This window comes from Ferrovibrio sp., from assembly GCF_025869515.1.
Lineage (GTDB): Bacteria > Pseudomonadota > Alphaproteobacteria > Ferrovibrionales > Ferrovibrionaceae > Ferrovibrio.
The window spans coordinates 26,791-45,579 of the sequence record NZ_JAOZVR010000016.1 but is presented as its reverse complement, the minus strand read 5'-3'; the positions used below and the strand labels follow the sequence as shown (position 1 = coordinate 45,579).

The window sequence follows — 18,789 nt, the reverse complement described above, 5'->3', positions numbered from 1 at the left end:
CCGCCCTTTCTTTTTGTGCCGGTTGCGTCAGCCGAGATTCTTTTCGGCGAATTCCCAGTTCAGCAGTTTGTCGATGGCGGCGTTCAGATGGTCGGGCCGCTTGTTCTGGTAATCCAGATAATAGGCGTGTTCCCAGACATCGAGGGTGAGCAGCGGCGTCACGCCATTCATATGCAGCGGGTTTTCCGCATTCGCGGTTTTCTTTAGCACCAGCTTGCCGCCTTCCAGGCAAAGCCACGCCCAGCCGGAACCGAACTGGGTCACGCCGGTATTGGCGAATTCACTCTTGAACTTGTCATAATCACCGAAACTGTCCTTGATCATCTCGGCGATGCGGCCGCCCGGTTTTCCGCCGCCCTTGGGCGACAGGCTCTGCCAGTAGAAATCGTGATTCCACACCTGACCGGCATTGTTGAAGATCGCGGTTCTGTCCGGCTTGCCATGTGTGGCCCTGACGATTTCGGCCAGGCTCTTGCCCTGAAGCGACGGCTCGTCGGCAATCAGCTTGTTCAGGGTATTGAGATAGGTGGTGTGATGCTTGCCATAATGAAAGCCGATGGTCTGGGCGGAAATCACCGGATCCAGGGCGTCATCGGCATAGGGCAGGGGCTTCATGGTGAAGGGGGCGCTCATTATTCACTCCTTATGATGTGCTGGTCGTCTGGGATACCCGCCTCATATAGGGCGGAACGCTTCTGCGCAGCAATATGATGCGGTTTTTACGTGGCCGGGCTGTGACGGTGCGGCGGTGGCCGTCGCAGCTGTGACCGGTCCGGGCGCAGGCGCGCTTGCAATGCAGGCGCATGCAGGCATGATAAACGCCATCGGAATGGAAAAGTTGCACAGGATGCGGCGGATGACGTTGCGGCATTATGCGGCTATTGCCGCGCTTGCTCTGGCGACCGGTTTGCCGGCAGATGCGGCGAGGGCCGATATGACCGGCCATGGTGCCATGGTCAATGCCGTGGCGGTTTCGGCCGATGGCAAACGCCTGCTCTCGGCGAGCTGGGATTACACCGTGCGGCTCTGGGATCTTGGCAGGCAGAGCGAGCTGAAGGTGCTGGACGGCCACACAGCCAGCGTCAATGCCGTGGTCTTTCTGCCCGATGGCAAAAGCGCGCTATCGGCCAGCTGGGATCACATGGTGATCCGTTGGGATCTGAACAGCGGCAGGGAAATCGCCAGGCTCACCGGCCATGTCAACAATATCGCCGGCATGGCGCTCAGTCGCGATGGCCGCCGATTGGCAACCGCCAGCTGGGACCGCACAGTCAAGCTGTGGAACCTGTCGACCAATGCGCTGGAGCGCAGCTTCGAGGGTCACGACGCCAACGTGATGCAGGTTGCCTTTGCCATGGATGACAAGCAGCTGGTTTCGGTGGCTTACGACCGGACCGTCCGCCTGTGGGAGGTCGCCAGCGGCAGGGAGCTTGCCGTGATGACCGGGCATCAGGCCAGCGTGAATGCTGTGGCTGTGATGCCTGATGGCAAGACCGCTTTCACCGGCAGCACCGATGGCGCGATCAAACGCTGGGACCTGGCCGCGCAACGCGAAAGCGGCAGACTGCCTGGCCATGGCAGCTTCATTACCTCGATTGCGATTTCGAAAGATGGCCGCTACGCGTTGTCGGGCGGCGGGGATCGTCTGATGCGTTTGTGGGATCTGAAAGAGGGTCGCCAGCTCAAGCAGTTCGCCGGCCATGAAAAGCCGGTCTGGTCGGTTGCCTTCACGCCGGACGGCAAGCGCGCCGTGTCGGGCGGCTACGATACGGTGATCAAAGTCTGGTCGCTGGAAACAGGCGCGTTGATTCCCGCGCCGAAATCCTGAACCGCAACAGCGAAGTCCGGTTTAATTCTGATGCGTCTCGTGGGTGACGCGTGCGCCTTCCGTGCTGAAGGCGACATCGGCGGGCTTGTTGACCGTCTGCAGAATGAAGGCGGCGCCGATGGCAATAACCAGGGCGGCGATCAGGCCGGAAACGAAGGCTTTCATGGGGCGACCTCCAAAGTATTGATACAACTAAATTATATAGGATTTCGCAGACCAATGGGAAGAGCTTGGCTATTGAGACGAGGCCTGTCTGAGCCAAGCGATCAGATCGACCCGATCCTGGGCGATGGCCAGCCCGCCATACATCTTGTTGCCCGGCATGAAGTCCTGGGTGGCGGCCAGATAGGCGTCCATCGTCTGCTCCGTCCAGACCACAGACGACGTCTTCATCGCCTCGGAATAGCGGTAGTCGGCGACGCTGCCGGCCTTGCGGCCGAACACGCCATGGAGACGCGGGCCGACGATATTGCGGCCTCTGGCCTCGATGGTGTGGCAGGCCCGGCATTTGCCCCATAATTCGGCGCCGCGCTCCACGCTCGGCGGCTCCAGGTCCTCGGGTTTGGCGACCTGCGCCGATGCCGCCCCGGCGCAGGCGAGCAGCCCGGGAATCAGCAGCCAAATGACGATACGCACCCGGACCCTCCGGCTGGTTTTCCTGTTGCCTCAACACTATAGTTTCAGATGTTGAGTTTACCAGATTGTCGGGTGGAAAACGGGTCATGCGGCTGGACGGAAAACGCGTCCTGGTGTGCAACTGCGAAGGCACCATGCCGCTGGATGGCAAGGCGCTGGCGAAGGCATGTGGCGCGAGTGTCGCAGGCGAGGTCGCGACCCAGCTCTGCCGCGCCGAGATCGGCGTGTTCCAGGCCGCGCTGAAGGCCGGCGAGCCCCTGACGGTGGCCTGCACCCAGGAAAGTCCGCTGTTCGACGAGCAGCGCGAAGAGCTGGAAAGCCAGACGCCCGTCACTTACGTCAACATTCGTGAAACCGCCGGCTGGTCCGCCGAAGCGGGCGATGCCACCCCGAAAATGGCGGCGCTGATTGCGGCGGCTGCGGTGCCGTCTCCGGCGCTGCCGGTCGTCACTATGAAATCGGAAGGCGTGGCGCTGATCTATGGCCGCGACGAGGTGGCGATTGCCGCCGCGCGCCAGCTCAGCAGCCGGCTGGATGTCACCGTCATGCTGGATCGCCCGAAAGACGTCGCGGCGCCGCCACTGATGGACCTGCCCGTCGTGCAGGGCCATATCGCCGGTGCGCGCGGCCATCTGGGCGCCTTCGAGCTGGTGGTCGACAATTATGCGTTGCCGCTGCCATCGTCGCGCCGCAGCCTGGTGTTCAGCCCGGCCCGCAACGGGGCCAGCTCGAAATGCGATATCATCATCGACCTCACCGGCGGCACGCCGCTGTTTCCGGCGCATGAAAAGCGCGACGGCTATTTCCGCCCCGATCCGAAGGATCCGGCGGCAGTGCACCGGGCCCTGTTCGAGGCCAGCGACCTGACCGGCAGTTTCGAGAAGCCGATCTATGTCAGCTACCATGCCGAAATCTGCGCCCACAGCCGTTCGAAGAAGACCGGCTGCACGCGCTGCCTGGATGTCTGCCCGACCGGCGCGATCACCCCGGCCGGCGATCATGTCGCCATCGACCCCTTTATCTGCGGTGGCTGCGGCAATTGCGGTGCAGTCTGCCCCACCGGCGCGGCCGAATACAGCCTGCCGCCGCCGGCGACACTGACCGAACAGCTGCGCGCCCTGCTGCTGGCCTACCGCGAAGCCGGCGGGCGCCAGGCCGTTGTGCTGCTGCACGATGCCAAACACGGCGCGCCGCTGATCGATGCGCTGGCCCGTCATGGCGACGGCCTGCCGGCCCGGGTACTGCCTTTTGCCGTACATGCGCTCGGCGAATGCAATGTCGCTTTCCTGGCTTCCGCCTTTTCCTACGGCGCCGCCGATCTGCGCCTGCTGGCGCCGGCCAGGCGCAGCGACGATGTCGCCGGTATCGGCCAGCAGATGGCGCTGGCTGAAAGCGTGCTGGTCGGCCTGGGGTATGAAGGCGGGCGGCTCGGCCTGATTGAGGCCGACGATCCGGACCAGCTGGGCAGCGCACTGGCCGCCCTGCCGCGGCGCGAAGGCCCGAGCGGCGCCAGCTATCTGCCGATGGGCCGCAACCGCGATCTGGCGCGAATGGCATTCCGGCACCTGCATGCGGTTGCACCGCAGCCGGTCGACACAGTGGCCCTGCCGCCGGGCGCGCCTTTCGGCAATCTGCAGATCGATGCCGAAGGCTGCACCTTGTGCCTGGCCTGCGTGTCGTCCTGCCCGACCGGCGCGCTGAGCGACGATCCGGAAACCCCGCGTCTCAGTTTCACTGAAGATGCCTGCGTGCAATGCGGGCTGTGCAAGACGACCTGCCCGGAGAAGGTGATTGCACTGGAACCGCGGGTGAATTTCACCACGGCTTCAGGCCGTCCGCGGCTGATCAAGGAAGAAGAACCCTTCCACTGCATCCGCTGCGCCAAGCCGTTCGGCACAAAATCTTCCATCGAGAAGGTGATTGCCAAACTGGAAGGCAAGCACTGGATGTATGGCAAGGGCGGCGATATTGCCGACCGCATGCGCATGTGTGCCGACTGCCGCATCATCGTGCAGAGCGAGACCAAGCTGGATCCCTATGCCGGCGCGCCGCGACCCGATGTGCGCACCACCGACGATTACCTGACCGAACGTGCCGCCGCCGAACTGAAGGCGGCCGGCAAGAAGCCGTCATGAAGGTGCCGGCATGAAAGTACTGGGCATTTCCGGCTGGAGCGGGTCGGGCAAGACCACCCTGCTGGCCGAACTGATCCCGCTGCTCACGGCGCGCGGCGTGAAGGTCTCCACGATCAAGCATGCGCACCACGACTTCGATGTCGACCAGCCGGGCAAGGATTCCTATCGCCACCGCGAGGCCGGCGCCAGCGAGGTGCTGATCAGTTCGGCGAAACGCTATGCCATCATGCATGAGCATCGCGACGCACCGGAGCCGACACTGGATGAGCTGCTGGCCCGGCTCAGCCCGGTCGATCTGGTGCTGGTCGAAGGCTTCAAGAAATCGAGCCATGCCAAGATCGAAGTCTGGCGCGCCTCCGTTGGCAAGCCGATGCTGCAGATCGAGGATACCGCCGTGATTGCGGTGGCCAGCGATGCGCCGGTGCCGAATCTGAGTGTGCCGCAGCTGGATACCAACCGGCCGCAGCAGGTGGCGGATTTCATCGTGGCGTGGATGGGCCGGCCGGCCGCCACACGGGGCGAGGCGCGCCGTGGCGCAGCTGAGTGACGACTGCTTCGCCCATGGCGGGGCGCTCATGCGGCTGGACGATGCACTGGCCGAACTGACCCAGCGTCTTGTCCCCATTGCTGCCATGGAGACCCTGCCGCTGGCGCTGTGCCACAATCGCATTCTTGCCACCTCGCTGGTGGCGAAGGTTGCCGTGCCGCCGCGCGACAATTCGGCCGTCGATGGCTATGCGGTTTATCATGATGATCTTTCCGCAGACGGCGAAACGCATCTGCGGGTGATCGGTCGTGCCGCGGCCGGCCATCCTTTCGAGGGGCCGCAACCGCGCGGCACGGCCGTTCGCATGCTGACCGGCGCCGTCATGCCATTCGGCGAAACGGGCGGTCCCGATACCGTGATGATGCAGGAAGACTGCGCGCGTGATGGCGATGTCGTGGTGATCCGTCCCGGCATCAGGCGTGGCGCCAATCGCCGGCTGGCTGGTGAGGATCTGCGGCAGGGCGAGACCGTGCTCAAGGCCGGCAATATCCTGACGGCCGCCGACCTGGCGCTGGCCGCGGCCGGCGGCCATGCCATGCTGGCGGTGCATCGGCCGCTGCGCGTGGCCCTGGTCTCCACCGGCGACGAAGTGCATGAGGCCGGCAGCGCCTTGCCCGATGGCGGCATTTATGACGCCAACCGGCCATTGCTGGCCGCCTTGCTGACGGCGGCCGGCTGCAAGGTGAACGATCTTGGCATCCAGCCCGACCGCCGTGACCATCTGGCCGGTGTTTTTGCCCAGGCGGCCCGGGAGCATGATGCGGTGGTCAGTTCCGGCGGCGTGTCGACTGGCGACGAGGATCATGTGAAGGCCGCCATCGAGGCGCATGGCCGGCTGGATTTCTGGCGCCTGGCGATCAAGCCGGGCCGGCCGGTCGCGCTCGGCCAGATCGGCCGGATACCGTTTTTCGGCCTGCCGGGCAATCCGGTGGCTGCCCTGCTGACATTCTGTTTTTTCGCCCGCCCGCTGCTGCAGCGCCTGAACGGTGCATATCCCAAGCCGATGCGCAGCTTCCCGGTCACGGCCGGTTTTTCCTACAAGAAGAAATCCGACCGCCGCGAATGGGTGCGGGTCTCGCTGCAGGATGACGGCAAGGGCGGCTGGCGGGCGGAGAAATACCCCGTCGACGGTGCCGGGGTGATCACGTCGCTGACGCGCACCGACGGGCTGCTGGAACTGCCGGAAGACCTGCTGCGACTGGAGCCGGGCCAGCCCGCACGCTTCTATCCTTACGAGGCGCTCGGGCTTTAGCGGATTACAGAATCGTCGGCCCTACAAAATTGTAGGATTGGGCGCGTCGCCGTAGACGTCCTTCGGATCGAACATCTTTTCGTTCTCCTCGAAGGTCAGCTCCACCGGCTTGTCGGCCGGTGTGCCGGTCGGCACCGAACGGTAGAAGCAGGAGCGATAGCCCACATGGCAGGAGGCATCGCCCGGAATCGTCACGCGCAGCCAGACGGCATCCTGGTCGTCGTCGATGCGCATTTCGACCACTTTCTGCACGAGGCCCGAAGTGGCGCCCTTGTGCCACAGCACCTTGCGGCTGCGGCTGTAATAATGCGCCTCGCCGGTCTCGATGGTTTTCTGCAGAGCTTCGGCATTCATATAGCCCAGCATCAGTACCTCGCCGCTTTCGGCGGCGGTGGTGACACAGGCAATCAGGCCATCGGCGTCGAATTTCGGCGCCAGATCCTTGCCTTCCTCAACCTGCTCAATCGAGACGCGTTTGGCGAACACGGGCTTTGCTCCTGCCGGCCGGACGGGGGACCCGTGATGCCGGATTGCTCTTGAAAGAATGGCCGTTATATATCGTCGGGTGGCCGGTGCTTCAAGCCGAGCCGGCCGAGGAGTAGCCTACGCGCCATGCTGAATGCCCTCTACAACGAAAAAATCCTTAATTTTGCGGCACATATCGGGCAAACCGAGCGCCTGGCCGCCCCGGATGCGACCGTGACGCACCATAGCCCGCTTTGCGGCAGCCGGATTACCGTGGACCTGACCCTGGCCCCGGACGGCCGGGTGGCCGCCTATGGCCAGCAGGTCCGGGCCTGTGCGCTCGGCCAGGCCGCCGCCAGCATCCTGGGCCAGCATATCGTCGGCCAGGATGCCGCCACACTGCGCCAGCTGGTCGGCGTGATGCGCAGCATGCTGAAGGAAAACGGCGCGCCGCCGGGCCCGGATTTTGCCGGGGGCGCTTTCTGCGACCTGGAAGTGCTGGTACCGGTGCGCGAGCACAAGGCCCGCCATAATGCCGTGCTGTTGCCGTTCGAGGCGGCGGTAAAGGCGATCGACCAGATCGAGGCGGCGAGAAAACCTGTCTAGGCAGCCTTCAGCTCGGCCTTTGCCACCGACTGGATCAGGGCGATCATGCCGTTCAGTCCGTTGATGCGGTTGGACGTGATATTTTCCCACACGCCGATGCGCTGCAGGAAGTCCGGCGGATTGTCGACGATCTCCTGCGCCTTGCGGCCGGAATAGACCTTGAGCAGCAGGGCGATCAACCCGGCGACGATCTCGGACTCGCTGCTGGCCTGGTAATATACCCGGCCATCGCGCGCCTCGCCATGCAGCCAGGCGCGGTTGATGCAGCCTTTCACGCGCCATTCGTCGGTGCGTAACTCGTCGGGATAGGCGGGCAGGGCGCGGCCAAGGTCGATCAGGAAGCGATAGCGGTCCATCCAGTCGTCGAATGTCGCAAAATCCCCGACGATCTCTTCCTGCACGGCCTTGATATCGGGCTCACTCATGATGCTACCCGCCAGGTGGTTTCACCGGCTTTGTCTTCCAGCAGAATGCCGCGGCCGGCAAGCTCATCGCGGATACGGTCGGACTCGGCCCAGTCCTTGCGGGCGCGGGCCGCCTTGCGTTCGGCGATCAGCGCCTCGATGGCGGCTGCATCCACATCGGCGGCGCCGGTGCCTTTGAGCCAGGCGGTGGGATCCTGCTGCAGCAGGCCGAGCAGCCAGCCGGCGGCGAGCAGTTCGCCCTTCAGTCGGGCGCGTTCGGCGGCATCCGTGGCCTTGTTGGCGGCATTGGCGATCTGGTGCAGTTCGGCCAGCGCCTTCGGCGTGTTGAGATCGTCGGCCAGGGCGGTCATGAAGCTGGCCGGTACGGCGTTGTTGCTGGCCTCGACATCTTTCAGGCTGTCCAGTGCGCGATACAGGCGGTCGAGCTGGGCACGCGCATCCTTCACGGCATTCTCGGTCCAGTCGAGCGGCTGGCGATAATGTGCCGAGAGCAGCACCAGGCGCAGCGCCTCACCCGGAGCAAGCTCCAGAAGATCATGCACCAGCGTCACATTGCCGAGCGATTTCGACATCTTCTCGGCGTTGATGTTGACGAAGCCGTTATGCAGCCAGGTGCGGCAGAACAGCGCGCCGTTATGGGCGCAGGTGCTCTGGGCGATTTCATTCTCATGGTGCGGGAAAATCAGATCGTGTCCGCCGCCATGGATGTCGATCGGGCCGGTGCCGAAATTGCGTTCGATCATCGCCGAGCATTCGATATGCCAGCCGGGCCGGCCGCGGCCCCAGGGGCTGTCCCAGCCGACCATGTCCTCGGTCGAGGGTTTCCACAGCGTGAAGTCGGCCGGGTCGCGCTTGTACGGGGCGACATCGACCCGGGCGCCGGCAATCATCTCGTCGCGGTCACGGCGCGACAGCTGGCCGTATTGTGCAAACGACGGCACATGGAACAGCACCTGGCCGTCTTTCTCGTAGGCATTGCCGTTGGCGATCAACCGCTCGATCATCGCGATAATGGCGTCGATATGCTGGGTCACCTTCGGTTCGATGGTCGGCGGCAGCACGCCGAGCGCGCCCATATCGGCATGATAGGCCGCCAGATACCGGTCGGTGATGGTGCTGATCGGCACACCCTGGTCCCTGGCCGACTGATTGATCTTGTCGTCCACGTCGGTGACGTTACGGGCATAAACCACGGTCGGAAAACTGCGCTGCAGCAGCCGGTACAGGATATCGAATACCACCGCCGGCCGGGCGTTGCCGATATGGGCGTAGTTGTAGACGGTGGGGCCGCAGACATACATGGTCACCCGCTGCGGATCGAGCGGCAAAAAGACTTCCTTCTGGCGGGTAAGCGTATTGTAAAGTTGAATGTCCATGGTCCGGGGCCCGTGTTATGGCCCGGAATATAGGCGATGGACGTGGAATCGCAACCGGCGGGGCAGCCCGCCAGTGCTTCATCAGGCCGGAAAATCGTCCAGAAAGTGCGAACTAACGCAGGTAGTTGACCAGCGAAAGCTGCAGACTGTCGCGGGTGATCACATAGCTGGCTTCCAGCGTGGTCTGCAGGTTCTTGATGTTAACCGAAACTTCGCCGATATCGATATTCTCGATGCCGCCGATACGAACCTTGAGGACATCCAGTGCGCGATCATGGCGCCCCTGCACTTCCTTCATCTGCTGCTGCTTATAGCCGTTGCGCGAAGCAATCGTCTTCAGCTGGGTGATCGCGGTGTTGAGCTGGTCACGCGCATCGTCGACGCGGGCCTGGTAATTGTTCGGATCGGTCGCGATGTCCTGGGTGGCATCGCGGAAGCGGATGATCGAGTCGATCATGGTCTGGAAGCCATCTTCCGCCGCTGAAACGCCGTAGCTCATCTGCTCGTTGTCGTCGGAATACAGCGTCGTGCCGGTGGTATTGTAGAAATCGTCATACGTGCCCGGCGCGGTGGCCGTCGGGTTGACGTAAAAGTCATTGGCCGTGGCGTAGTTCGTTGTACCCGGGAAGGCTGCCGGAGCCGTGAACGGCACGAAGGTATTGAAGCCAATTCCGGGGACCGCGCCGGCGGGATAGACGGTCGCCAGACCCGAGATCGCGCCGTTGATCGGATTGTCGGTATAATTGGTGCCGGCAAACAGGAAGCGGTCACCATCCTTGGTCTGCAGCAGGCTGCCGACGCGGTCGAGCAGCACATTGGCCTGTACGTTGGGAGCAGAGGTCGCCGCGAAGAACGGATCGCGGTTCTTGATCATCGTATCCTGCGCCTCGGTGGCGATATCGATGAGCTCTTCGATGGTCAGTGCGTAAAGGTTGGTGCGGTTCTGCGCCGTCTGCACCGCGCTCTTGTAGTTGTTGACGGTGCCGACTTCAGACTTAAGGGAGCCCAGTTCCTGGGCGCGCTGCGACACGCCGATCAGGCCGTCGGCATAACGGCCATCTGCCAGCTGCTGGTTCTGCTTGTTCAGCTGCAGGTTCAGCAGCCGGATGTTGCGGGTCACGTCGAGCTGAGTGGCGTATTGGGTGGTTCCTACAAGCGCAACCATGATTTACCTCCCGATGCTGACGAGTGTGTCGAACATCTGCGTGATCGTGTTCATCACATTGGCCAATGCCGCATAATTGTTCTGCAGAACCTGCAATTGCGCAAGCTCATCGTCGATATTCACGCCGGTCAGGTTGCGGTATTTCTGGTCGAGCGTGTTTTGCAGGCGCTCGGATGAATCGCGCTGGATTTCATTATCGGCTGCGGCGCGGGCCTGATAAGCCAGGATGCCGTTGGCGACGCCGAAGATGTTCACATTGGCGATCACCAGGCCGTTCGGATCGGTCGTTCGATTGATCTGCGCATTGGTCATCGTGGTGTTGCGCATAGCCTGCTGAACCGTGCCGGCCACTGTTGAATCCAGCGTGCTGGGATCACCCATAACACCGGCTTCGACAACGATCAGACCGGCTTCATCCGGCGGCGTGCTGATGGCGCCACTGAAATCGAAGAAGACGCCGCCGTAGGCAGTGTTCACCACATCGGCGAGGTTGGCGGCAAATGTGTCCAGCTGGTTGAAGAACTTGGGCAGGGCACCGATATTCGGATCGCTGGTGGCAAGGGCGGTCGCGGTGACATCCAGATAGTCGATCGAGGCACGCGTGGAGCCATTCAGGAAGCCGCCGGTGACATCGGTGCTCGATCCCTGCAGATAGATGCCGGCCTGCGGATGGGTCGGCGGATTGGCGGTCGTAATATAGTCGAACTGCTGGGCGGTGGAGCCAACCAGCTGGACGCCGCCTTCGGTGTAAACAAACAGCTCGCCACGGTCGTTAAGAATGGCGCGCACGCCGACCTTGTCGGACAGGATGGCGACCTCGGCATCGCGCAGATCCTGCAGGTCGCCGACCGGCGAACCGCTGGCAGCCTGCGAGGCGATCTTGCCGTTGAGTTCGGCGATCTTGATCGTCGACTGGTTGATCGCCTCGATATCCCTCTGCAGGTTCGCCTGGGCACGATTCTGCAATTCGGACTGCAAACCATTGAGACGGCGAATTTCTGTCGCCAATTCGTTGCCGCGCTGCACGACCAGATTCTTCAGGTCGTTGTTTTCCGGCGTCGCTTCCAGCTGCTTCCAGGCATCCTCGAAGCGGGTCATCATGGCCAGCAGGGCCGGCTGGTCGCCGGTCGTATTGGTCGCGTCCAGCGCTTCGGCCAGTTCCTTGGAATAGGTCAACTGCTGTTGCAGGCGGCCGAAATCGGCATTGGCCTCGTAGTAATCCTGCTGGATTTCCGGAGCGGCGACGCGAACTACGCTGGAAATCAGGGCGGCCTGCGGCAGGCCTTCTGCAACCGGTGTGGTGAGAGTGGCGATCTTGCGGGTGTAGTTCGGATTCTGCGCATTCGAGACGTTACCCGCCGCGACGCGCGTCTGGCTCTGCAGCGTCTGCAGACCGATCACGGCGGTATTGAGGGCGGCGCTCAGAGACATGACACAGAAACCTTTTTTACAGAGGGGCTGTCGACTGCCGGGCGGTGGGCTGCCCGGCAGTCAGGTCAGGCTTAGCGGCGGATGTTGATGGTTTCCTGCAGCAGTTCGTCCGCAGCGGTGATCAGTCGGGCATTGGCCGAGTAGGTGCGCTGGGCGACGATCAGTTTGGAAAACTCTTCCGCGATATCGACATTCGAGCCTTCGATGGCGGCCGAGACGTAGTCGCCAGCGCCGCTTGCACCCGACTGCGACAGAACCGCAGCGCCCGAGCTCGGGGTTTCGACGAAGGCGTTACCGGCAACGCGGTCGAGTTCGGTCGGATCGCGGAATTTGGCCACCGGGATCTGGTAGAACTGCTTGACGTTACCATTGTCGAAGGTGACCGAAACAAAACCGTCCTGGTCGATTGCAAGGTTCTTGAAGTTACCCTGCGGCACACCATTCTGCTGGAAATTGTTCAGCGTCAGGGTGTCGCCGGCATACTGCGTGGTGCCGATCGAGTTGCCATAGGAGCCCAGGTCCAGGCGGATCTGCTGACCACCCGAGCCATAATTGAGACTGAAGCTCAGCGAGGCGTCGTCGTTGGTTGCCGAAGCGAGAGAGCCGATCAGGCCGTTCGAACTGGTCGTGCCGTCAGCGGCGCCCAGCGCGGCGATCGTGCCCGGCGCGATGTCGGTGCCGGCAATCGAACCGCCGAAGACCACGGTGACCGGGCCGAAGGAGGTGGAGGTGGCTCCTGTGGCGCCAACGTTTAGTTCCCAGGTGTTGCCGCCGGTGCGGGTCCAGGTCAGATCAAGCGTGCGGGCATTGCCCAGTGCGTCGAAGATCTGGATCGAGCTGGCCGGCAGGGTGGCCGGAAGCGAGCCCGAACCGTTCTGCGCATTCGACGGCAGGTTGGCGGCGTAATCCACCACGCTGGTCGCTACCGGCGCATCGAGCAGGTTGGACACGCGCACTTCTTCGGTCGCCGAACTGTCGACCACGCCGGTGACCGGATCGATCGGCCAGCCGCGCAGGTAGTAGCCCGACGAGTTCACCAGGAAGCCATCGTTGTTCTGGTTGAAGTCGCCGACGCGGGTGAAGTAGCTGGTGGTCTCGAAGGTCGGCAGGCCGGTAGTGCCGTCCGTACCGTTCTTCTTGGACACCGGCATGAAGCCGCCGCCGACCAGGGCGATCGAGGTGGTGGAAGACACCTGCTGGATCGCGCCCTGTGAATTGTTGGCGAAGAATGGCTGGTTGAGCACACCGCCCGGCGAGTGGGTGTTTGCCTGGGCGCTGGATTGCGTTACCAGCGTCTGAAAGCGCGATTCGACTTTCTTGTAGCCGATGGTGCTCGCGTTCGCGACGTTATCCGAAATGAAGCCGATGGCGGACGACTGACCATTCAGGCCGGTAATAGAAGTCTGCAAAGCGCCACTAATTGACATAACACTGCCTCCTGGCTGGAAACCGATTTGGCAGGATATGAGCAAGCGTCGTGCCAGTTCCGGACGCCTGGGCTAACGCATTATTATTTCAGGGGATTTCATAATATTTCGGAATTCGGTAAACGCGGCAGCTTCTGCCGTGTCACATCATTGCAGGGGCTGTGGCGGCAGAATTTGCCGGGTGTGGCCGGTCCTGCAGGGCTCAGCCGCGGTTGAGGCCGGGCACCCAGAGCACGTCGGCGGTGCCATCCTGATTGGCGTGGCGGGCGGCAACGAAGAGATGGTCGGACAGCCGGTTGATATAGCTGAGCGCGGCTGGATTCAGCCGTTCGGCGTCTTGCAGGGCTGTCACCAGCCGCTCGGCCCGGCGTACGACGGTGCGGGCCAGATGCAGATAGGCGGCTGCCGCACTGCCGCCGGGCAATATAAAAGAGGTCAGCGGGCTGAGCCGGGCATTCAGGGCATCGATCTCGGCTTCCAGCCGGTCGACCTGCACCTGGGTGACCCGCAGGGCGGGCCGGCGGCGCGGATCGTTATCTTCGTCTTCCGGAGTGGAAAGGTCGGCCCCCAGATCGAACAGATCGTTCTGGATGCGCGACAGCATGGCATCCAGATCGCCGCCAGCCGTATGCAGGCGGACCAGGCCGATGGTTGCATTGGCTTCGTCGACCGCACCATAGGCCTCGACCCGCAGGTCATGCTTGGGCACCCGTTCGCCATTGCCCAGCGAGGTCATGCCCTTGTCGCCGCCGCGCGTATAGATTCGGTCGAGTTTAACCATGCAAGGCGGCCTCAGTTGCGGAAGGCGAAGCTGGCAATGCCGATCAGGATGATGGCGATGAACTGCAGCAGGATGCGCCAGCGCATCAGCAGGTTGGAATAGGACCGGTTGAACCGGCCGCCGCGGAACAGGGCAAAGATGCCCACGCACAGCACCAGGAAGGTGGCCACGGCAAAGGCCGGGATCAGCATGTTGATGACGGTCTGCATGACTGGAGGATATAGGGTCGGCGGGGGGCAATCCAACAGCCAGAACCCGACCGCCGTCCGATCCGGGCGCGACCCAAGGCCGCAGGGCGGGGCCGGCATGGCGATAATCCTGTGGTGGCCTGGGCGAGGCGACACTATTCTGCAGCTGTTCAGGAGGGCCCATGCAGGCAAATTCGAAAAATGCAGCCCATTACTGGCAGGATCGACATATGCCGGGCCTGAGCCTGCTGCATGCCGATTTCACCCGGCACGATTATGCCCCGCACAGCCATGACGCTCTGGTGGTGGCGGTCACCGAGGCCGGCGGCGCCGAATTCACCAGCCGCGGCCGCACCGAAGAGGCCCGGGCCGAAGCCCTGATGGTGTTCAACCCCGGCGAGCCGCATTCCGGCCGGATGGCCCGGAGCCCGCGCTGGCGCTATCGTTCATTATATCTGGACAGCCCAGCCATCGCCGCGGCCGGCCGGCTGGCCGGCCTGGACCGGCCGAGTTATTTCACCGCCAACCTGTTCCGCGACCCGGAACTGGTGACGATCTTCCATGAATTGCATTGCGCACTCGAGCAGGACGACGACCGGTTCCGGCAGCAGGAGCTGCTCGCGCAGGGTTTTGCCCTGCTGAGCGGCCGTTACGGCAGCCGCCAGCCGGCCCGGCATGCCGGCGGAATACCGGACCTGCTGCGCCGGCTGATTGCGGAAATGCAGGAGCGCCATACCGAACGGCTGACTCTCACCGAACTGGGCGCCTCCTTCGACCTCAGCTCCTTCCAGCTGATCCGGCTGTTTCGCCAGGCCACCGGCCTGACACCGCATGCCTATCTCACCCAGATCCGGCTCAAGGCAGTCCTGCGGCATCTGCGGGTCGGCCTGCCGATTGCCGAAGCGGCCGTGGCGGCCGGCTTCTTCGACCAGAGTGCGCTGAACCGGCACTTCCGCCGCATCTACGGCATCACGCCCCGGCAGTTCGTCGCGGCCCAGGCGGGCTAGCTGCGGCGGCGGAGTTCCGCGCGCGCAATTTTCACCAAGAATGCCGCTGATCGCCTGCCTATCGTCCGCCCCAGGACTATGAGGTGGTTAATGTCACGATATTTCTGTCATCTGAATCCCGATGTCATGGAGCTGCGCAGTACGGTGGCGGAGAGCCGCCCGGGCCTCGTGCGCCTGGCCGAGATGCCCTTCTATCCCGGCGGCGGCGGCCAGTTACCCGACCAGGGCATGCTACACTGGAGCGAAGGGGCGGTGGCGGTGGCGGGGTTCGACAGCATCGACGGCCGGCTGTGGATCAGGCTGGCGCAGCCGGTGGAGCTGACCGGCGAGGTGGAGGCCAAGGTCGATCCGGTTTTCCGGCAGACCATGCGCGAGCTGCATACCGATCTGCACATCATCAATGCGCTGGTCTTCCAGGCCTTCGACGGCGCACTGGTCACCGGGGTACAGATGAATGCCGATGCCACGGCACGAATTGACTTCGATCTGCCTGATGCCGATAACGACCGGCTGCGTGCGCTTGAACCGGCGATCAACGATGCCATCCGTCAGGACTTGCCGGTGCGGGAAAGCTATCTGCCACTCGATGACGCCTATGACGAGAAGGGCCTGCTGCGGTCGCGCTCGGTCGCGCCACCGCCGACCAGCGACGGGCTGATCCGTGTCATCGAAATTGCAGGACTCGACCGCCAGGCCTGCGGTGGCACGCATCTGGCCTCGACCGGGGCCTCGCGTCAGCTGCGCATCCTCAAGATCGACAACAAGGGGCGGCATAACCGGCGTCTGCGGCTCGGCCTTGATCCGGCCTGAGACATGACCCGGTGGCTGCAGGCGATCTGGCAGCGCCCTTACCTGCTGCTCTGGCTGCCGCCGGCATTCTGGGCAGGTAACCTGGTGCTCGGGCGAGGACTGGCCGAGACGATGCCGCCGGTGACGCTCGCGGTCGGGCGCTGGCTGGTGGCGCTGTTGCTTCTGTTGCCCTTCGTTGCCGCACAGGCCTGGCGCCAGCGCGCCCTGCTGTGGCGCCAGCGCGGGCTGATCCTGCTCTGCGGCGGTTTCGGTATCGCGGGCTACAATGCGCTGGCCTATGTTGCCCTGCGCTCGGTGCCGGCCGTCAATGTGGCGTTCCTGAACTCGACCCTGCCGTTGATGATTCCCGTCGCTGCCTTTCTGCTGGGACGCGAGAAGGTATCACGCCCCACGCTGCTGGGTATTGCGGTGTCTTTCGCGGGTGTCTGCTGGATCGTTTCGCGGGGGGATGTCGCAGCCCTGCTGGCGTTGCGGTTTGAGCGCGCCGACCTGCTGGTGCTGCTGGCGATTCTGAATTACGCGTTGTACTCGGTATTGCTGCGCCGTCGTGCTGCAGCGCTCGATCCCTTCGTTTTTCTTGCGGCGACCATGGTTTCAGGCCTGCTCGTGCTACTGCCCTTCTGGCTGTGGGAGCTTGCCGCCGGTGCGACAATCCCTTTCGATCCGGCCTCCGTGGCGGCCGTGCTCTATATCGGCCTGTTCGCCTCGCTGCTTGCCTTCATCCTATGGAACCGCTGCGTTGCCATGCTGGGGGCGACGATGACCGGCGTATCGTTCCACCTGGTCGCGGTCTTTACCGCCATCCTCGCGATGCTGACGCTGGGCGAACCGGTGCGCAGTTTCCACATTGCGGGCATTGTACTGATCATTGCAGGCTTTGCGCTGGCGACATGGTCGGCGTCGCAACGCGGCCGGCCGGCATGACGGGGCGGCAGGTCGGGCGCATTGCCGCGGTGCGGCGTTTCAACCGGTTTTACACGCGCTGTATCGGTGCGCTGGATGATGGCCTGTTGCAAAGCGAATTTTCGCTGACGGAAGTGCGGGTGCTGTTCGAGCTTGCGCATGGGCAACCGACCACGGCCGGTACACTCGGACAGCGGCTAGGCCTCGACGCTGGTTATCTGAGCCGGATTCTGCAGCGTTTCCGCCGCAATGGCCTGCTCCTGCGCGAGCCCAGTCCGCATGACCGGCGCGAATATCATCTGCGGCTGACGTCTCTCGGCCGGACCACCTTCGCACCGCTGGATCGTGCCGCCAGCCGCGAGGTGGCTCAGCTGTTGCGGCCGCTGGTTGAAGGCGAACAGCGCGATCTGCTGTCTGCCATGCAGACAATCATGCGGATTCTCGATGGCGGGCGGCCGGACTAGAGATCGCGCAGAGCTTGCTTCAGCTTGGCGATGGCGGCTTCGTCGCGGCGGTAGAAGGTCCACTGCCTGATCCGCTTGCCCTGCAGCAGGCCGGCTTGCTGCAGGATTTTCAGATGTTCGCTGGCGGTTGGCTGGCTGACCCCCAGTTTCTCGGCGATCAGCAGGCCGCAGACGCCGTCCTTCACTAGGTCGCCGTCCGTCTGCGGGCGGAAATGCGCACGGGGATTGCGCAGCCAGTCCAGAATAGCCAGGCGGCGGTCGCTGGCCAGTGCCCGGAAGAGAGCGTGAAATGTTTCGCCGGAAGGCATATTGCCAATTAGCCATTTCCCTAATTATAGTCAAGCCGGTTTCCACGCCCGCCCCTGTCGGCCCCACCTTCACCCAGAGCCCATGACCCAGCCAATCGTCGACCGTGCCACCATCGCCGCCAATTATGAGCGGATCGCACCTTACATACGGCGCACGCCAATGATTGCGGTGAATGGCATCGATTTCGGCCTGCCGATACCAGAGGTGCAGTTCAAGCTTGAACTGCTGCAGCATTCCGGCTCGTTCAAGCCGCGTGGCGCCTTCACCAGCCTACTGCAGCGTCCGGTGCCGGCGGCTGGCGTGGTGGCGGCCTCGGGCGGCAACCACGGCGCGGCGGTGGCCTATGCCGCCATGGTGCTGAAGGTGCCGGCCAAGATTTTCGTGCCCAGCATCGCGGCACCGATGAAGATCGCGCGTATCCGCGGCTATGGCGCCGATCTGGTGGTGGGCGGGGAGCGTTATGCCGATGCGCTGGCGGCCAGTGAGGCCTGGCTGGCGCAGAGCGGCGCCATGGCGATTCATGCCTATGATCAGCCGGAAACGCTGATCGGCCAAGGCAGCGTCGGCCTCGAACTGGAGCAGCAGGCGCCGGAAATCGACACCCTGCTGGTGGCCGTCGGCGGCGGCGGCCTGATCGGCGGCATCGCCGCGTGGTATAGCGGCAAGGTGAAGGTGGTGGCTGTAGAACCGGAGGCGGCACCGACGCTGCATATGGCGCTCAAGGCCGGCAGGCCGGTGGAGGCGCCGGCCGGCGGGATTGCCGCGGACTCACTGGCGCCGAAGATGATCGGCAGCCTGATGTTTCCGATCGCGCAGAAGCATGTCGCTGCATCCGTGCTGGTGGCTGACAACGCGATCAGTGAAGCGCAGGCGGCGCTCTGGGACAAGCTCCGGCTGGTAGCCGAGCCTGGCGGCGCCGCGGCCTTTGCCGCATTGCTGTCTGGCCGCTATGTGCCGCAGCCGGGCGAGAAGGTCGCCGTGCTGGTCTGCGGCAGCAACCCGACCAGCACGGATTTCATAGGCCGTTAGACCCA

Annotated in this window: 22 protein-coding genes; 10 read left to right on the top strand and 12 right to left on the bottom strand. The window is 63.5% G+C overall.

All coding sequences use genetic code 11. The annotated features are described in order from the left end of the window. Positions 1-27 precede the first annotated feature (27 nt). On the bottom strand, positions 28-633 hold the full coding sequence (locus OJJ21_RS02990; protein WP_297682996.1) for a superoxide dismutase: 606 nt from the start codon (positions 631-633) through the stop codon (positions 28-30). 223 nt (positions 634-856) lie between these two features. Between OJJ21_RS02990 and OJJ21_RS02985 the strand changes: the two genes are divergently transcribed. Beyond that, positions 857-1,828, top strand: coding sequence for a WD40 repeat domain-containing protein (locus OJJ21_RS02985; RefSeq protein ID WP_297682994.1), 972 nt, complete (start codon positions 857-859; stop codon positions 1,826-1,828). Positions 1,829-1,849: 21 nt separating this feature from the next. Here the strand turns inward: OJJ21_RS02985 and OJJ21_RS02980 are convergent, their stop codons facing one another. Continuing rightward, entirely contained in the window at positions 1,850-1,993 is a 144-nt protein-coding gene (locus tag OJJ21_RS02980) for a hypothetical protein (protein WP_297682992.1), read from the bottom strand. Between the two features lie 69 nt (positions 1,994-2,062). Further along, positions 2,063-2,464: a cytochrome c family protein gene (locus OJJ21_RS02975; protein ID WP_297682990.1), complete on the bottom strand. Its 402-nt coding sequence runs from the start codon at positions 2,462-2,464 to the stop codon at positions 2,063-2,065. Positions 2,465-2,550: 86 nt separating this feature from the next. On the opposite strand from OJJ21_RS02975, the gene OJJ21_RS02970 reads away from it, so the two are divergent. From OJJ21_RS02970 to glp, 3 genes are read left to right on the top strand one after another with little or no spacing between them, the layout of a single operon-like run. Continuing rightward, a complete protein-coding gene (locus tag OJJ21_RS02970; RefSeq protein WP_297682988.1) occupies positions 2,551-4,599 on the top strand; it encodes a 4Fe-4S binding protein in 2,049 nt (682 codons plus the stop codon). Between the two features lie 10 nt (positions 4,600-4,609). Continuing rightward, the gene (mobB, locus tag OJJ21_RS02965; RefSeq protein ID WP_297682986.1) at positions 4,610-5,146 is read left to right on the top strand and encodes a molybdopterin-guanine dinucleotide biosynthesis protein B; all 537 of its coding nucleotides are present in this window, start codon (positions 4,610-4,612) and stop codon (positions 5,144-5,146) included. After that, complete coding sequence (gene glp / locus OJJ21_RS02960; RefSeq protein ID WP_297682984.1) at positions 5,130-6,398, top strand: gephyrin-like molybdotransferase Glp; 1,269 nt, start codon at positions 5,130-5,132, stop codon at positions 6,396-6,398. Before mobB ends, glp begins: the two co-directional genes overlap by 17 nt. A 21-nt stretch (positions 6,399-6,419) precedes the next feature. Here glp and hisI read toward each other — a convergent pair whose 3' ends face one another. Then, positions 6,420-6,884: a phosphoribosyl-AMP cyclohydrolase gene (gene hisI / locus OJJ21_RS02955; protein WP_297682982.1), complete on the bottom strand. Its 465-nt coding sequence runs from the start codon at positions 6,882-6,884 to the stop codon at positions 6,420-6,422. A gap of 126 nt (positions 6,885-7,010) precedes the next feature. Between hisI and OJJ21_RS02950 the strand changes: the two genes are divergently transcribed. Further along, positions 7,011-7,469 (top strand): iron-sulfur cluster assembly scaffold protein, encoded by a 459-nt coding sequence (locus OJJ21_RS02950; RefSeq protein WP_297682980.1) that lies wholly within the window; start codon positions 7,011-7,013, stop codon positions 7,467-7,469. Here OJJ21_RS02950 and OJJ21_RS02945 read toward each other — a convergent pair. From OJJ21_RS02945 to OJJ21_RS02915, 7 genes are all read right to left on the bottom strand, one after another. Continuing rightward, positions 7,466-7,894 carry a SufE family protein gene (locus tag OJJ21_RS02945; protein WP_297682978.1) on the bottom strand — a complete coding sequence of 143 codons (429 nt, stop codon included), beginning with the start codon at positions 7,892-7,894 and terminating at the stop codon, positions 7,466-7,468. The two genes, OJJ21_RS02950 and OJJ21_RS02945, sit on opposite strands and share 4 nt — an antisense overlap. Then, positions 7,891-9,270: a cysteine--tRNA ligase gene (gene cysS, locus OJJ21_RS02940; RefSeq protein WP_297682976.1), complete on the bottom strand. Its 1,380-nt coding sequence runs from the start codon at positions 9,268-9,270 to the stop codon at positions 7,891-7,893. The genes OJJ21_RS02945 and cysS overlap by 4 nt, the downstream gene beginning before the upstream one ends. A 112-nt stretch (positions 9,271-9,382) precedes the next feature. Next, positions 9,383-10,435 (bottom strand): flagellin, encoded by a 1,053-nt coding sequence (locus OJJ21_RS02935; protein ID WP_297682974.1) that lies wholly within the window; start codon positions 10,433-10,435, stop codon positions 9,383-9,385. 3 nt (positions 10,436-10,438) lie between these two features. Next, complete coding sequence (gene flgK / locus OJJ21_RS02930) at positions 10,439-11,866, bottom strand: flagellar hook-associated protein FlgK (RefSeq protein WP_297682972.1); 1,428 nt, start codon at positions 11,864-11,866, stop codon at positions 10,439-10,441. A 71-nt stretch (positions 11,867-11,937) separates the two neighbouring features. Next, on the bottom strand, positions 11,938-13,293 hold the full coding sequence (locus OJJ21_RS02925; RefSeq protein WP_297682970.1) for a flagellar hook protein FlgE: 1,356 nt from the start codon (positions 13,291-13,293) through the stop codon (positions 11,938-11,940). Between the two features lie 202 nt (positions 13,294-13,495). Further along, a complete protein-coding gene (locus tag OJJ21_RS02920) occupies positions 13,496-14,074 on the bottom strand; it encodes a cob(I)yrinic acid a,c-diamide adenosyltransferase (RefSeq protein WP_297682968.1) in 579 nt (192 codons plus the stop codon). An 11-nt stretch (positions 14,075-14,085) separates the two neighbouring features. Beyond that, positions 14,086-14,283 carry a twin transmembrane helix small protein gene (locus OJJ21_RS02915; protein ID WP_297682965.1) on the bottom strand — a complete coding sequence of 66 codons (198 nt, stop codon included), beginning with the start codon at positions 14,281-14,283 and terminating at the stop codon, positions 14,086-14,088. Positions 14,284-14,492: 209 nt separating this feature from the next. Here OJJ21_RS02915 and OJJ21_RS02910 point away from each other — a divergent pair, with 209 nt between their 5' ends. The 4 genes from OJJ21_RS02910 to OJJ21_RS02895 all read left to right on the top strand — a co-directional run bounded on the left by OJJ21_RS02910 (position 14,493) and on the right by OJJ21_RS02895 (position 17,446). Then, a complete protein-coding gene (locus tag OJJ21_RS02910; RefSeq protein WP_297682963.1) occupies positions 14,493-15,269 on the top strand; it encodes an AraC family transcriptional regulator in 777 nt (258 codons plus the stop codon). A gap of 90 nt (positions 15,270-15,359) precedes the next feature. Beyond that, positions 15,360-16,079, top strand: a complete 720-nt coding sequence (locus tag OJJ21_RS02905; protein ID WP_297682961.1) for an alanyl-tRNA editing protein — start codon at positions 15,360-15,362, stop codon at positions 16,077-16,079. A 3-nt stretch (positions 16,080-16,082) separates the two neighbouring features. After that, positions 16,083-17,003, top strand: a complete 921-nt coding sequence (locus OJJ21_RS02900; protein WP_297682959.1) for a DMT family transporter — start codon at positions 16,083-16,085, stop codon at positions 17,001-17,003. Then, positions 16,970-17,446, top strand: a complete 477-nt coding sequence (locus OJJ21_RS02895; protein ID WP_297682957.1) for a MarR family winged helix-turn-helix transcriptional regulator — start codon at positions 16,970-16,972, stop codon at positions 17,444-17,446. The genes OJJ21_RS02900 and OJJ21_RS02895 overlap by 34 nt, the downstream gene beginning before the upstream one ends. Here OJJ21_RS02895 and OJJ21_RS02890 read toward each other — a convergent pair. After that, entirely contained in the window at positions 17,443-17,754 is a 312-nt protein-coding gene (locus tag OJJ21_RS02890) for a helix-turn-helix domain-containing protein (RefSeq protein WP_297682955.1), read from the bottom strand. The genes OJJ21_RS02895 and OJJ21_RS02890 overlap by 4 nt on opposite strands. Before the next feature lie 82 nt (positions 17,755-17,836). Here OJJ21_RS02890 and OJJ21_RS02885 point away from each other — a divergent pair, with 82 nt between their 5' ends. Next, positions 17,837-18,784, top strand: a complete 948-nt coding sequence (locus tag OJJ21_RS02885) for a threonine/serine dehydratase (RefSeq protein ID WP_297682953.1) — start codon at positions 17,837-17,839, stop codon at positions 18,782-18,784. Positions 18,785-18,789 lie beyond the last annotated feature (5 nt).

Excerpts from the sequence above, each read along its gene's own strand:
- OJJ21_RS02990 (WP_297682996.1), bottom strand. The coding sequence starts at position 633 with ATGAGCGCCCCCTTCACCATGAAGCCCCTGCCCTATGCCGATGACGCC.
- OJJ21_RS02985 (WP_297682994.1), top strand. The coding sequence starts at position 857 with ATGACGTTGCGGCATTATGCGGCTATTGCCGCGCTTGCTCTGGCGACC.
- OJJ21_RS02980 (WP_297682992.1), bottom strand. The coding sequence starts at position 1,993 with ATGAAAGCCTTCGTTTCCGGCCTGATCGCCGCCCTGGTTATTGCCATC.
- OJJ21_RS02970 (WP_297682988.1), top strand. The coding sequence starts at position 2,551 with ATGCGGCTGGACGGAAAACGCGTCCTGGTGTGCAACTGCGAAGGCACC.
- mobB (WP_297682986.1), top strand. The coding sequence starts at position 4,610 with ATGAAAGTACTGGGCATTTCCGGCTGGAGCGGGTCGGGCAAGACCACC.
- OJJ21_RS02950 (WP_297682980.1), top strand. The coding sequence starts at position 7,011 with ATGCTGAATGCCCTCTACAACGAAAAAATCCTTAATTTTGCGGCACAT.
- OJJ21_RS02945 (WP_297682978.1), bottom strand. The coding sequence starts at position 7,894 with ATGAGTGAGCCCGATATCAAGGCCGTGCAGGAAGAGATCGTCGGGGAT.
- cysS (WP_297682976.1), bottom strand. The coding sequence starts at position 9,270 with ATGGACATTCAACTTTACAATACGCTTACCCGCCAGAAGGAAGTCTTT.
- OJJ21_RS02935 (WP_297682974.1), bottom strand. The coding sequence starts at position 10,435 with ATGGTTGCGCTTGTAGGAACCACCCAATACGCCACTCAGCTCGACGTG.
- flgK (WP_297682972.1), bottom strand. The coding sequence starts at position 11,866 with ATGTCTCTGAGCGCCGCCCTCAATACCGCCGTGATCGGTCTGCAGACG.
- OJJ21_RS02925 (WP_297682970.1), bottom strand. The coding sequence starts at position 13,293 with ATGTCAATTAGTGGCGCTTTGCAGACTTCTATTACCGGCCTGAATGGT.
- OJJ21_RS02920 (WP_297682968.1), bottom strand. The coding sequence starts at position 14,074 with ATGGTTAAACTCGACCGAATCTATACGCGCGGCGGCGACAAGGGCATG.
- OJJ21_RS02915 (WP_297682965.1), bottom strand. The coding sequence starts at position 14,283 with ATGCAGACCGTCATCAACATGCTGATCCCGGCCTTTGCCGTGGCCACC.
- OJJ21_RS02910 (WP_297682963.1), top strand. The coding sequence starts at position 14,493 with ATGCCGGGCCTGAGCCTGCTGCATGCCGATTTCACCCGGCACGATTAT.
- OJJ21_RS02905 (WP_297682961.1), top strand. The coding sequence starts at position 15,360 with ATGTCACGATATTTCTGTCATCTGAATCCCGATGTCATGGAGCTGCGC.
- OJJ21_RS02900 (WP_297682959.1), top strand. The coding sequence starts at position 16,083 with ATGACCCGGTGGCTGCAGGCGATCTGGCAGCGCCCTTACCTGCTGCTC.
- OJJ21_RS02895 (WP_297682957.1), top strand. The coding sequence starts at position 16,970 with ATGGTCGGCGTCGCAACGCGGCCGGCCGGCATGACGGGGCGGCAGGTC.
- OJJ21_RS02890 (WP_297682955.1), bottom strand. The coding sequence starts at position 17,754 with ATGCCTTCCGGCGAAACATTTCACGCTCTCTTCCGGGCACTGGCCAGC.
- OJJ21_RS02885 (WP_297682953.1), top strand. The coding sequence starts at position 17,837 with ATGACCCAGCCAATCGTCGACCGTGCCACCATCGCCGCCAATTATGAG.